Here is a 12,555-nt window from a genome sequence, read left to right on the forward strand (position 1 = left end):
CGGCGTTGTGACGAAAACATCCTGGTCATGGGCTTGAAGTCGTTAGGCTGGCAGTCCACGGTTACCCCGGGCCCGAGCAGAGGATCACCCATGCGCAGACATCGGAACCTGACGATACTTCTGTCGGCTCTCGCGCTCGGCGGGTCACTCGTGACGGGTTGCGGCTCCGACGCAGACGACTCCGGTTCCGAGACGTCCGGCGCGAACCCCACCTCGGAGTCCTCGCAGCCGCCGAACCCGGGGACGGTCGCGGGCGTCGACATCCCGGACGGTCAGATCGACGACGCCGTGGGCCGTCTCGACGAACTGGCGACCGAGTTGATGGACAGTTCCGGTCTTCCGGGTATGGCGGTCGCCGTCGTCCACGGTGGGCAGACCGTGTACGCGAAGGGATTCGGGGTGCGCGAGGCGGGCACCGATCAGAAGGTGGACGCCGACACCGTGTTTCAGCTGGCGTCGATGTCGAAACCGGTGGGGTCGACGGTGGTGGCCCACCAGGTCGATGCCGGCGTCGTCGGCTGGGACACTCCCGTGGTGTCCAAGTTGCCCGGTTTCGCCCTCGCCGACCCGTGGGTCACGGAGCACGTCACGGTGGGCGATCTGTACTCGCACCGGTCGGGGTTGCCCGACCATGCCGGCGATCTGCTCGAGGACCTGGGTTTCAACCAGCAGCAGGTGCTCGACAAGCTCCGGCTCGAGCCGCTGAATCCGTTCCGGATCACCTACGAGTACACCAACTTCGGCCTCACCGCGGCGGCGGAGGCCGTCGCGGCGGCGTCGGGGACGGATTGGGCGACGCTCTCCGAGCAGACGATCTACCAGCCGCTGGGGATGTCCTCCACGAGTTCGCGATTCGCCGACTATGAGGCCCACGACGACCGCGCCGTCGCGCACCAACTCGTCGACGGCAAGTACGTCGCCGATGCGGTACGCAATCCCGACGCCCAGTCCCCCGCGGGCGGGGTGAGCTCGTCCGTCAACGACATGGGCAAATGGCTGGCGATGCTGTTGGCCGACGGCACGTTCGAGGGCAAGGAGATCGTGTCCCCCGAATCACTGCTCCCCGCGGTCAGTCCTCAGATGGTGTCCAGCCCACCACAGTCGATGGACAGCCGTCCGGGGTCCTACGGTTATGGGTTCAACGTCTCGACCACCCCGGCAGGGCGGGTCTCCCTCAGCCACTCCGGTGGATTCCAGCTCGGGGTGGCGACGAACTTCGTCGCGATACCGTCCGCCGACGTCGCCATCGTCGCGCTGACCAACGGGTCGCCCATCGGCATTCCCGAGTCCCTCACCGCCGAGTTCGCCGACCTCGTCCAGTTCGGGGAGATCCGCGAGGACTGGAGGTCGTTGTACCGGCAGGCCATCGCGCCGATGGACGAGCCCGAGGGCAGTCTCGTCGGCCAGACGGCCCCCGCGAACCCGGCACCACCGCAGCCGCTCCCCACCTACGCGGGCACCTACGGCAACCCGTATTGGGGTCCCGCCGTCGTCACGGAGAGCAACGGCGCGCTGTCGCTCCAACTCGGGCCCGCCGGGCAGACCTTCCCACTCACCCACTGGGACGGCGAGACCTTCACCTTCATACCCAGCGGTGAGAACGCCCCACCCGGAACCATCTCGAAGACCACGTTCGCCGGCAACAACGTCACACTCGAGTACTACGACACGGAAGGCCGGGGGACATTCGTCCGCTGAGCCGACACTTCGACGGGAAGAAGACCATGAGCACGAACTCGCACGAACCGACGGGAACCACTCGAACGGACACGGCAGATGTCCAGGTGGTCCGGGCCTTCCTGGACGCGCTCGTCGCCGGCGACCCGGACGCCGCGCAACAGTATCTGCACCAGGACATCGTGTGGCACAACGTGTCCCTGCCCAAGATCCGCGGCCTCGGCTCCGTCATGCGGATACTGCGCGGAATGAGCCGCCCCGGTGTCGGATTCGATGTGCGCCTGCACCACATCGTCGGCGACGGGACGGCCGTGCTGACCGAACGCACCGACGTCCTGATCTACAAGCGGCTGCGCAGCGAGTTCTGGGTGTGCGGCACGTTCGAGATGAAGGACGGCAAGATCGCCGTCTGGCGCGACTACTTCAGCAGCCGGGACTTTCTGTGGGGCACGCTCAAAGGTATTTTGCGCGCCTTCTGACGTTTCCGCCCGATGCCACCTCGGTCCGGTCGGACCGTGGTGCCATCGGGCGGATCACGCTGCGCGGCAGGCGCCTACGGCGTCGGCCCGAACTCCTCCAGCATCTCCGTCACGAGCGCCGCGATCGGCGAACGCTCACTGCGCGTCAACGTGATGTGGGCGAACAGCGGATGCCCCTTGAGCTTCTCGATCACCGCGGCCACCCCGTCGTGACGTCCGACCCTCAGGTTGTCGCGCTGAGCGACGTCGTGAGTCAGGATCACCCGGGAGCCGGTGCCGAGCCGGGAAAGCACCGTGAGCAGCACATTGCGTTCCAGCGACTGCGCCTCGTCCACGATCACGAACGAATCGTGCAGTGACCGTCCGCGAATATGCGTGAGTGGCAACACTTCCAGCATGCCGCGGCTGATCACCTCGTCCATCACCTCGGTGCTGGCGAGGCCGTCGAGTGTGTCGAAGACCGCCTGGGCCCACGGGCCCATCTTCTCGCTCTCACTACCCGGCAGGTAGCCGAGCTCCTGCCCGCCCACCGCGTAGAGCGGCCGGAAGACAACGACTTTCCGCTGGGTGCGGCGCTCGAGCACCGCCTCCAGCCCCGCCGTCAACGCCAGCGCCGACTTGCCGGTGCCCGCCTTGCCGCCCAGCGACACGATGCCCACACTGTCGTCCAGCAGGATGTCCAGGGCGATCCGCTGCTCGGCCGAACGTCCGTGCAGACCGAATGCCTCACGCTCCCCCCGCACCAGCTGCACCCGCTTGTCGGCGTTCACGCGGCCCAGTGCGCTCGACGAACCGCCCAGCAGCCGAATACCCGTGTGGCACGGAAGCTCCCGGGCCTCCTCCAGATCGACGACACCCTCGGAGAACAGTTCGTCGATCGACGAGGACGCCACGTCCAGTTCGGTCATCCCCGTCCAACCCGACGGAACGACGTCGTGGGCGTGGTACTCGTCGGCGGGAAGACCCACCGCACCGGCCTTCACTCGCAGCGGGATGTCCTTGCTGACCAGGACGACGTCACCGCCCTCGGCCTCGAGGTTCAGTGCGCAGGCCAGGATCCTCGAATCGTTGCTGTCCGTGCGGAATCCGACCGGTAGAACCGACGGGTCGGTGTGGTTCAACTCGACCTGCAAGGTGCCACCCTCGGTGCCGATCGGCACCGGCTGGTCGAGACGACCGTATTCCAGACGGAGGTCGTCGAGCATGCGCAGCGATTCTCTTGCGAACCATCCCAACTCGTGGTGGTGCCGCTTCCCTTCGAGCTCGCTGATCACGACGAGGGGAAGCACCACACGGTGCTCGGCGAACCTGGTGACGGCCCAGGGGTCGGACAGCAGTACGGAGGTATCGAGTACGAATGTACGAACTGCAGAATCCGACGATTTCCTGGGGGCGGCGGACGAACGTCCGACGCGGGCTGAGACGGAGCGTGAAGCAGTCACGTTGGCTCCTAGGTCTGCGTGGCACCCACGCAAACTCGGTTCGCTGGACCGGTCCGTCCCTGGTGTGTCACCACACGAGGGCCGGGCGCCGGCCCCCTCGCACTGAGTGTGTCAGCCACGATCAGGACCTCCCGTACAAGCAACTTCCCCGCTGCCTGTTACCCCCGACGGTACTGCCAAACACGCCGGACGGCCGTGCGAGCGGCGGGCGTGTCGGTGAACATCGCGTTACGTGGAGGCGCCCGCGGCGCCCGTGCGTGGTTAACGAGTCCCTGCACTCGCAGGCCACGCACGGGCGGCGGAGCCGCCTAGATCAGGCGCCAGTCCTCGAGACCCTCGTACAGCGGGAAGTCGGCGGCAAGCTTCGACACGCGGGACTTCAGCGTCTCGACGTCGGACGATCCGGCGAGTGCGGTGCCGATGATGTCGGCGACCTCGGTGAACTGCTCGTCCCCGAATCCACGCGACGCGAGCGCCGCCGTGCCGATCCGGAGGCCGGACGTGACCATCGGCGGGCGGGGGTCGAACGGCACCGCGTTGCGGTTGACGGTGATGCCGACCTCGTGGAGAAGGTCCTCACCCTGCTGGCCGTCGAGCTGCGAGTTGCGCAGGTCGACGAGCACGAGGTGCACGTCGGTGCCGCCGGTGAGGACGCTGACACCCTTGTCGACGACATCGGCGCCGGTCAGACGCTCGGCGAGGATCTTCGCGCCGGTCAGGGTGCGCTGCTGACGGTCCTTGAACTCCTCGGTGCCCGCGATCTTCAGGGAGACGGCCTTGGCGGCGATGGCGTGCATCAGCGGCCCGCCCTGCTGGCCGGGGAAGACGGCGGAGTTGAGCTTCTTCGCCCACTCCTGCTTGGCGAGGATCAGGCCGGAGCGCGGCCCGCCGAGCGTCTTGTGGACCGTGCTGGACACGACGTCGGCGTACGGCACGGGCGACGGGTGCAGCCCGGCAGCGACCAGGCCCGCGAAGTGCGCCATGTCGACCCACAGGTACGCGCCGACCTCGTCGGCGATCGACCGGAACGCGGCGAAGTCCTCGTGACGGGGGTACGCGGACCAACCGGCGACGATGACCTTCGGCTGCGCGGCGACCGCGATCTTGCGGACCTCGTCCATGTCGATGCGGTGGTCCTCCTTGCTGACCCCGTACGACTCGACGTCGTACAGCTTGCCGGAGAAGTTCAGCTTCATGCCGTGCGTGAGGTGGCCGCCGTGCGCCAGGTCGAGGCCGAGGAGCTTCTCACCCGGGTTCATCAGGGCCATCAGGACCGCCGCGTTGGCCTGTGCGCCGGAGTGCGGCTGAACGTTCGCGAAGTCGGCGCCGAACAGTTCCTTGGCGCGGGTGCGGGCGAGATCCTCGATGACGTCGACGTGCTCGCAGCCGCCGTAGTAGCGGCGTCCCGGGTATCCCTCGGCGTACTTGTTGGTGAGGACGCTGCCCTGGGCCTGGAGGACCGCGCGCGGAACGAAGTTCTCCGAGGCGATCATTTCCAGCGTGTCGCGCTGACGGGCCAGCTCACCTGCCATGGCCTGGGCGACTTCGGGGTCGAGTTCGGCGAGGGGGGCCGTGTTGACGTCGGTACCGGGCACAGCGGTCATCGAGGGATCTCCAAGCTGGATGCGGAAACGAATGCTCCCAGTCTACGAAGTACCCGTGAGGACTTCCTAACCGCCCGCGGTGAGGTACCCCTCACCGGCGCGCAGGACGCTGGGCACGAGCGGCTCGTCGAGCAGCCGGCGGAACCGCTCCGACCGCTCCGCGCCGACCGGCACCTCGCCCAGCCAGCCACCGAGCAGTCGGTATCCCTCCACGTAGGTGCTGGTGTACGCCCGCCACAACGGCGACGACAGGAACCGCAGCGACTGCCGGGCCCGCTCGGGAGTCGACAGGCTCCACCGCTGCAGGAACGCCGCGACGTCGTCGTGGCTGCGGCCCTCGTCGTGCAGCATCATCGCCGCATCCTGCCGCACACCGAGCAGCTGCCCGGACGCCCCGGACAGACGTTGCGCCTGCTCACCGTCGAATCGCAGGCCCAGGTCGGCGTAGATTTCCTGCGCCCACAGCCCCCAGTCCGACCCGACGATCGATTCGAGCGCGAGGTCCGCGAGCCCCTCGGCCATCAGGCACTGCGGGGTGTTGACGACGAACAACGTCTGCTCGAGCTGTCCAGCGCCGACCAGTCCGGCTTCCTTGCGGCAGTGCTCGGTGTGGTGGCCGGGGTACGACTCGTGCGCGATCAGCCGCGGCAGGTTCGACATGTGCTGCTTGAGGTCGGAGTTGATCGCGACCCGGGAACGGTAGTCGCCGAGGTAGTAGTTGAACCCCGACCACGGCTTGTCGCCCACCACCTCGTACTCGACGACTTCCGAGTCGGGCAGTGCGTAATGCCCGCGCACGAGATCGCGCAGAGCGCTCGAGAAGGCGTCGACACATTCCTGCAACCGGTCCGCGGGGATCTCGTCCTTCGCGCGGTGGGCCTGGATGCGTTCGGCGAGCGGCCCCGTTCCGGGCAGCACGGCGTCCATCTTCCGGTGCGCCTCCCGGTACTGCTCCTCGTCGCCGCGTTCGATCCGGACGTCGAAGTACGCCTCGACCTCGTCGACGAAGCCGACGTCGTCGCCCGCGAACTTGCGCCCCGAGCATTCGAGGGCGCGGAGATGGACGTCGAGGAACCGGGTCCGCTCCTCGGACAGTCCCGCCGACGGCAATTCCGCGCGGAGGTTCGCCGCCGTGCGCGCGAGAACGCGCGGATCGGGCTTCGGCGCGTTCTCCACCTGCCTGCGCAGCGCGGGATCGCCTGTATACGCGTCGACGAATCCTTCCTCCAGCCGGTCGAAACCCAGCCCGAGCAGCAAGTATTCGCGTACGAACGAAACGGATTCCATGCCGTCCGACCTTAGTCGCACACGCGTCTGCCCGACCCGCCGACAGCGCAGCCTGTGGCACCAAGCACAATCCGACTATGCAACCGCTACTCGCCAGCGCAACGACGACGGCAGAGATTCTGGGCATGGACCGCTCACTCCCCCGTGTACCCGAGTGTGAGCGGAACTGATGGCGCGGACGAGCGAGTCCAGTCCGTACGTCGAATTCGACCGGAAGCAGTGGCGCACACTGCGTAAGTCGACGCCACTCGTCCTGACCGAGGAAGAGCTGTACGGACTGCGGGGCCTCGGCGAGCAGATCGACCTCGAAGAGGTCGCGGAGGTGTACCTGCCGCTGTCGCGTCTCATCCACCTGCAGGTCGCGGCACGGCAGCGACTGTTCGCCGCGACCGCGACGTTCCTCGGCGAGAAGCACCCCGACCAGCAGGTGCCGTTCGTGATCGGCGTCGCCGGCAGTGTGGCGGTTGGCAAGTCCACTACCGCCCGTGTCCTCCAGGCCCTCCTCGCGCGGTGGGAGCACCACCCGCGCGTCGACCTGGTGACGACGGACGGCTTCCTGTATCAGACGGCCGAGCTGAACCGCCGCGGGATCATGCACCGCAAGGGCTTTCCCGAAAGTTACGACCGCCGCAAGCTGCTGCGGTTCGTCACCGAGGTGAAGTCGGGGGCCGAAGAAGTGGCCGCGCCGGTGTATTCACACATCTCGTACGACATCATCCCGGGCCAGTACCACCTGATCCGGCAGCCGGACATCCTCATCATCGAGGGTCTCAACGTGCTGCAGACCGGTCCCCGGCTGATGGTGTCGGACCTATTCGACTTCTCGATCTACGTCGACGCCCGCATCGAGGACATCGAGAACTGGTACATCCAGCGTTTTCTCGCGCTGCGGAAGACGTCGTTCTCCGACCCCGACGCACACTTCCACCACTACGCCGGACTGTCCGACCGGGACGCGACGGCTGCCGCCCAGGAGATCTGGCACAACATCAACCGGCCGAACCTCGTGGAGAACATCCTGCCGACGCGTCCGCGTGCCACGCTCGTGCTGCGCAAGGACGCCAATCATTCGATCAACCGGCTGCGGCTGCGGAAGCTGTAGGTGAGTGGCGAAGTGTATTCCGGCACGCTTCGCCACTCACGTCAGACGCCGAAGCGGCGGTGCCGGGCGGCGTAGTCGCGGAGCGCGCGGAGGAAGTCGACCCGGCGGAACTCGGGCCAGTACGCCTCGGTGAACCAGATCTCGGAGTAGGCGCTCTGCCACAGCAGGAACCCCGACAGCCGCTGCTCCCCCGACGTGCGGATCACGAGGTCGGGGTCGGGCTGGCCGGACGTGTAGAGGTGACCGTCGATGCCGTCGACTGTGATCGATTTCACCAGTTCGTCCCCCGACAGTCCCGCGAGGAGTTTCTCGCTCAGCAGCGACTGCACGGCGTCGGCGATCTCCTGGCGACCGCCGTAGCCGATCGCGACGTTGACGTGGGTGCCGGTGCGCCCCTCGGTCCCGGCGGCCGCGTCGCGCAGACGGCGCGACTGTTCGGAGGGCAGGAGGTCGAGGGCGCCGACGATCTTGACGCTCCAGTTCTTGTCGGGGCCGGAGATCTCCTCGACGACGTCCGTGATGATCTCGAGCAGGGTGTCGAGTTCCCCGGGGTCGCGGCGCAGGTTCTCGGTGGACAGCAGGTAGATGGTCGCCATCTCGATGCCCGCGGCGTCGCACCAGCCGAGCAGCTCGGAGATCTTCAGGGCGCCCATGCGGTGGCCGTGACTGACGTCCTCGAAGCCGTTTTCCCGGGCCCACCGCCGGTTGCCGTCGCACATCACGGCAATGTGCCGAGGGTGCTGTAGACCGTCGAGCCGCTTCAGTAGACGACGCTCGTAGATGCTGTACAGCAGTCCTCGCGCACTCACCTGGAGATCACCATGACACGCAAGAGTACGCCGCATCCGAAGGTGATCCGCGACGGCCGTCACACAGCGCACGACTTGCTGCTACCGACGGGTACGCTCTCACCACAAGCTAACCTACGGTTGCGTAGGTTAGTGCCACACACAGCGAGAAGAGGTGTTCAGTGACCGCTTTCGGCCTCGACGAACTGCCCGTCAAGCCCCGACTGCGAGGGTGGATCCACCTGTGGGCGTTCGGCGTCTCCGTGATCGCCGGCATCGTCCTCGTCACACTGTCGGGCACCCAGGTGTCCGGGGAAGCGGCGCTCGCCACCGCCGTCTACAGCCTCACGGTGTGCGGTGTGTTCGGGGTCAGCGCCACCTACCACCGGATCCACTGGAACACCGTCAAGGCCCGCACGTGGATGAAGCGCGCGGACCATTCGATGATCTTCCTGTTCATCGCCGGCAGCTACACCCCGTTCGCGGTGCTGGGGCTTCCGCCCGACACGGGCCGGACCCTGCTGATCGTCGTGTGGGCGGGGGCGCTCGCCGGGGTCGCGCTGAAAATGCTGTGGCCGACGGCACCGCGCTGGGTCGGAGTACCGCTCTACCTGCTGCTCGGCTGGGCCATCGTTCCCGTCGCACCCGAACTGACGCACGAGGTCGGCGTCCTACCGATGGTGCTGCTGCTGATCGGCGGCATCCTCTACTCGGTCGGCGCGATCCTCTACGCCACCAAGTGGCCCAACCCGTGGCCGACCACGTTCGGGCATCACGAGTTCTTCCACGCCGCCACCGTCATCGCGGCCCTGTGCCACTACATCGCCGTGTGGCTGGTGGTGTTCCGGTAGGCCGGACTACCGGCTCAACGCGGCACCCAGGTCCTCGATCGTCGACACCGGGCGGTCGCACACGAACCCGCGGCACACGTACGCCGCGGACGCGCCGCCGACCAGCGGCCGGTCGGCGAGCAGCGGGGACGAGTCCGGTGCGCCGCCGACCACGACGGCACCCCCGGGAGCGAGTCTGCGCGCCTCCCGAAGCAGGACGGAATCCCCGTCGGTCGCCACGGCCACCTGGATAGGGCCGCGCACCGACGCCTCGGCCACCGCGAGCCAGTGCCCGGCCGATCGCGGCGCGCGCTCCAGAAGCAGTGCCACCCGGTCGAGCGATTCGGCGGCCGCGCTCGCGTACCGTCCCGACGCGTCCGCGTCGGCCACCGCGGCCGCGGTGAGCAGTGCCTCGACCAGGCACGACGCTCCGGACGGCGTCGCACCGTCGACCGGGTCGCGGGGGCGTGTCACCAGTGTCTCGGCGTCGTCGGCGGTGTCGAACCAGCTGCCCGGCCGCTCGTCGTCGGCGAAATGGATCAGGGCGCGGTCCAGCAGCGCCTGCGCGTGCGTCAGCCATGCGGTGTCGCCGGTCGCCTGATACAACGCGAGAAGGCCCGTCGCCAGGCAGGCGTAGTCCTCGAGCACCCCGGCCGATTCGCCCACGGACGTTCCCAGCGACGCCCTCCGCAGACGCCCGTCGACGACGTGCAAGCCCAGCACCGCACGCGCGCAATCGGCGGCCGCGGCCACCCACTCCGGCCTGCCGAGTCCGGCACCGGCCTCGGCGAGCGCGGTGATCGTGAGACCGTTCCAGGCGGTGACCACCTTGTCGTCGCGTCCCGGCTGCGGCCGCGTCGCACGCTGGGCGAGCAGCGTGCCCCGGATCCGGCGCCAGCGGTCCCAGTCGTCCGGATCGCGCGGAAGCTGCAGGACGGACGTGCCGGCCTCGAACGTCCCGTCCGCGGTCACCGCGAACACCCGGGCCGCCCACTCCCCGTCCTCGGGGCCGAGAACCTCGACGAGCTGCCCGGGGGTCCACACGTACGTGAGGCCCTCGACGCCCTCGGTGTCGGCGTCGAGGGCGGACGCGAACGACCCGTTGTCGGTGCGCAGATCGCGCAGCAGGAACTCGACCGTCTCCTCGGTGACCCGGACGGCCAGGTCCGAGCCCGTGCGCCGGCCCAGGTGCGCGTACACGCGCAGCAGCTGGGCGTTGTCGTAGAGCATCTTCTCGAAGTGCGGCACCACCCACGCGGCGTCGACCGAATACCGGGCGAAACCGCCGCCGAGCTGGTCGTAGATGCCGCCGCGCGCCATCGCCGACGCCGTCCGCCCCACAACACCGAGCACGTCGTCGTCACCGGACCGCTCGTACGTGCGCAGCAGGCCTTCCATCAGCGCGGACGGCGGGAACTTGGGGGCTCCTCCGAACCCACCGCGGTCGGCGTCCTCGTCCCGCAGCACGGCTGCGGCAGCCGCGTCCAGCAGGGCCGCGTCCACCCGGACCTCGCCCTCGGGAATGCCGCCGGCTCCCCGCCGCAACTCGGCGACCACCGAGGCGGCCGCGTCGTCGACGTCACCGCGGTGGTCCCGCCACGTGTCGGCGATGGCGCTCAGCAGTTGCGTGAACGACGGCATCCCGCCGCGCGGCTCGGCCGGGTAGTAGGTGCCGCAGTAGAACGGGGCGCCGTCGGGAGTGAGGAAGCACGTCATCGGCCAGCCACCCTGACCGGTCATCGCGACCGTGGCGTTCATGTACACGGCATCGAGGTCCGGACGCTCCTCGCGGTCGACCTTGACGCACACGAAGTGCTCGTTCATCAGCGACGCCACCGCCTCGTCCTCGAAGGACTCGTGGGCCATCACGTGGCACCAGTGGCACGCCGAGTATCCGATCGACAACAGGATCGGGACGTCCCGCTCGCGCGCCCACTCGGTCGCCTCCGGACCCCACTGCTGCCAGTGCACGGGGTTGTCGGCGTGCTGTCGCAGATAGGGGCTGGTGGACCCACCGAGTGTGTTCTGTGCGCGTGGGTCCATGTCCGGCTCCTGTTCGACTACTTCTGCAGGTTCGGCGGGGTGTCCGTCGGCTTCGGCGGTTCGGTGCTGCTCGGCCCGCCACCGTGGATCGCGCCGCGGTCGGTGCCCTCGTCCGCTTCCTGGTCCGGTTCGGGGTGCTCCGGCTCGAACGTCTCGGGCAGGTTCTTGAGCTTCTTGTTCATCGACCGCACCAGCAGCACCACACCCGCGAGCAGCGCGAGAATGACGACGAGACCGATGGGCGACGCCTTGCCGAACTCGGGACCGGACGGGGTGCTCGGCGTCTGCGCCAGGACGTCCGCCGCGCCGGCCACGATGCTCACCGTCAACGCATTCACTGCTGTCCGTCCTCGTTGATGCCCGCGAACAGGTCGTTCTCCGGGATGGAGGTGGTGACGCGGGTCTTGGCGAGCTCGAATTCCTCGGTCGGCCAGATCTTCTGCTGGATCTCGAGCGGCACCGCGAAGAACGAGCCGTTCGGGTCGATCTGGGTCGCGTGGGCCCGCAACGCGTCGTCACGCTGAGGGAAATAGTCGCCGCACGTGATCTGGGTGGTGACGCGTGCCATCAGGTCGCCCTGCTCGGTCTTCCACTTCTTGAGCCACTCGGCCATCGGGAACTCTTCGCCGCGGCGGTCGTACTCCTCCTGGAACTGCAGGAGACGCTTCCGGATGAAGCCGTGCGAGTAGTAGACCTTCTGCACCTTCCACGGTTCCCCGGCGTCGGGGAACCGCTCCGGATCGGCAGCGGCCTCGTACGCGGCCATCGACACCTCGTGGCACCGGATGTGATCGGGGTGCGGGTAGCCGCCGTTCTCGTCGTACGTGGTCATGACGTGCGGACGGAACTCACGGATCACGCGCACCAGCGCCTCGGTCGACTCCTCGAGCGGAACGAGCGCGAAGCAGCCCTCCGGCAGCGGCGGCTTCGGGTCACCCTCGGGCAGACCCGAGTCGACGAATCCCAGCCACTGGTGCTGGACTCCGAGGATGCGCGCCGCCTCGGCCATCTCCTCGATGCGTACCTCGTGGATGCGGTCCCGCACCCCGGGCACGTCCATCGCGGGGTTGAGGATGTCGCCACGTTCACCACCGGTCAACGTCACGACCTTCACTTCGTTGCCCTCTGCGGCGTAACGGGCCGTTGTCGCGGCACCCTTGCTCGACTCGTCGTCGGGATGGGCATGGACGGCCATGAGCCGGAATCCGCTCACGTATTCGTTCACCTCAACTTCGCCAGTAGCCGTTGCCGGCTTGTCCGTGTCGCGCGCTCTCGCCCTCCGCCATCGCTGACGGCGCACTGA

At 68.1% G+C, this 12,555-nt stretch carries 11 protein-coding genes; 4 read left to right on the plus strand and 7 right to left on the minus strand.

The genetic code is table 11. The features are described from left to right. The first annotated feature begins 90 nt into the window (after nt 1–90). Complete coding sequence (locus GO592_RS20470; protein WP_007300204.1) at nt 91–1,698, plus strand: serine hydrolase; 1,608 nt, start codon at nt 91–93, stop codon at nt 1,696–1,698. A gap of 26 nt (nt 1,699–1,724) precedes the next feature. Then, nucleotides 1,725–2,156 (plus strand): limonene-1,2-epoxide hydrolase family protein, encoded by a 432-nt coding sequence (locus GO592_RS20475; protein ID WP_005253712.1) that lies wholly within the window; start codon nt 1,725–1,727, stop codon nt 2,154–2,156. Between the two features lie 74 nt (nt 2,157–2,230). Here the strand turns inward: GO592_RS20475 and GO592_RS20480 are convergent, their stop codons facing one another. The 3 genes from GO592_RS20480 to GO592_RS20490 all read right to left on the minus strand — a co-directional run bounded on the left by GO592_RS20480 (nt 2,231) and on the right by GO592_RS20490 (nt 6,489). Next, nucleotides 2,231–3,598, minus strand: coding sequence for a PhoH family protein (locus GO592_RS20480; RefSeq protein WP_025432159.1), 1,368 nt, complete (start codon nt 3,596–3,598; stop codon nt 2,231–2,233). A gap of 308 nt (nt 3,599–3,906) precedes the next feature. After that, the gene (glyA, locus tag GO592_RS20485) at nt 3,907–5,202 is read right to left on the minus strand and encodes a serine hydroxymethyltransferase (RefSeq protein WP_005253714.1); all 1,296 of its coding nucleotides are present in this window, start codon (nt 5,200–5,202) and stop codon (nt 3,907–3,909) included. Between the two features lie 66 nt (nt 5,203–5,268). Then, on the minus strand, nt 5,269–6,489 hold the full coding sequence (locus GO592_RS20490; protein ID WP_007300203.1) for a hypothetical protein: 1,221 nt from the start codon (nt 6,487–6,489) through the stop codon (nt 5,269–5,271). Nucleotides 6,490–6,658: 169 nt separating this feature from the next. Between GO592_RS20490 and coaA the strand changes: the two genes are divergently transcribed. Next, nucleotides 6,659–7,591 carry a type I pantothenate kinase gene (gene coaA, locus GO592_RS20495; RefSeq protein WP_005253716.1) on the plus strand — a complete coding sequence of 311 codons (933 nt, stop codon included), beginning with the start codon at nt 6,659–6,661 and terminating at the stop codon, nt 7,589–7,591. Nucleotides 7,592–7,632: 41 nt separating this feature from the next. On the opposite strand, the gene GO592_RS20500 is transcribed toward coaA, so the two are convergent. Further along, nucleotides 7,633–8,400: an isoprenyl transferase gene (locus GO592_RS20500; protein WP_005572244.1), complete on the minus strand. Its 768-nt coding sequence runs from the start codon at nt 8,398–8,400 to the stop codon at nt 7,633–7,635. A 161-nt stretch (nt 8,401–8,561) separates the two neighbouring features. Between GO592_RS20500 and trhA the strand changes: the two genes are divergently transcribed. Beyond that, nucleotides 8,562–9,230, plus strand: a complete 669-nt coding sequence (gene trhA, locus GO592_RS20505) for a PAQR family membrane homeostasis protein TrhA (protein WP_005572246.1) — start codon at nt 8,562–8,564, stop codon at nt 9,228–9,230. A 6-nt stretch (nt 9,231–9,236) separates the two neighbouring features. Here trhA and GO592_RS20510 read toward each other — a convergent pair whose 3' ends face one another. The 3 genes from GO592_RS20510 to mca are packed head-to-tail and all read right to left on the minus strand — an operon-like array spanning nt 9,237 to nt 12,465. Beyond that, the gene (locus GO592_RS20510) at nt 9,237–11,252 is read right to left on the minus strand and encodes a thioredoxin domain-containing protein (RefSeq protein WP_007300202.1); all 2,016 of its coding nucleotides are present in this window, start codon (nt 11,250–11,252) and stop codon (nt 9,237–9,239) included. A 17-nt stretch (nt 11,253–11,269) separates the two neighbouring features. After that, nucleotides 11,270–11,590 carry a hypothetical protein gene (locus GO592_RS20515; protein WP_005253720.1) on the minus strand — a complete coding sequence of 107 codons (321 nt, stop codon included), beginning with the start codon at nt 11,588–11,590 and terminating at the stop codon, nt 11,270–11,272. Beyond that, the gene (gene mca / locus GO592_RS20520; protein WP_005238981.1) at nt 11,587–12,465 is read right to left on the minus strand and encodes a mycothiol conjugate amidase Mca; all 879 of its coding nucleotides are present in this window, start codon (nt 12,463–12,465) and stop codon (nt 11,587–11,589) included. Before mca ends, GO592_RS20515 begins: the two co-directional genes overlap by 4 nt. Nucleotides 12,466–12,555 lie beyond the last annotated feature (90 nt).

The sequence above is a fragment of the Rhodococcus sp. 21391 genome, from assembly GCF_016772255.1.
GTDB lineage: Bacteria > Actinomycetota > Actinomycetes > Mycobacteriales > Mycobacteriaceae > Rhodococcus_F > Rhodococcus_F opacus.

Bases quoted from the DNA above. Each gene is read 5' to 3' on its own strand.
- GO592_RS20470 (WP_007300204.1), top strand. From the start codon at position 91: ATGCGCAGACATCGGAACCTGACGATACTTCTGTCGGCTCTCGCGCTC.
- GO592_RS20475 (WP_005253712.1), top strand. From the start codon at position 1,725: ATGAGCACGAACTCGCACGAACCGACGGGAACCACTCGAACGGACACG.
- glyA (WP_005253714.1), bottom strand. From the start codon at position 5,202: ATGACCGCTGTGCCCGGTACCGACGTCAACACGGCCCCCCTCGCCGAA.
- GO592_RS20490 (WP_007300203.1), bottom strand. From the start codon at position 6,489: ATGGAATCCGTTTCGTTCGTACGCGAATACTTGCTGCTCGGGCTGGGT.
- coaA (WP_005253716.1), top strand. From the start codon at position 6,659: ATGGCGCGGACGAGCGAGTCCAGTCCGTACGTCGAATTCGACCGGAAG.
- GO592_RS20510 (WP_007300202.1), bottom strand. From the start codon at position 11,252: ATGGACCCACGCGCACAGAACACACTCGGTGGGTCCACCAGCCCCTAT.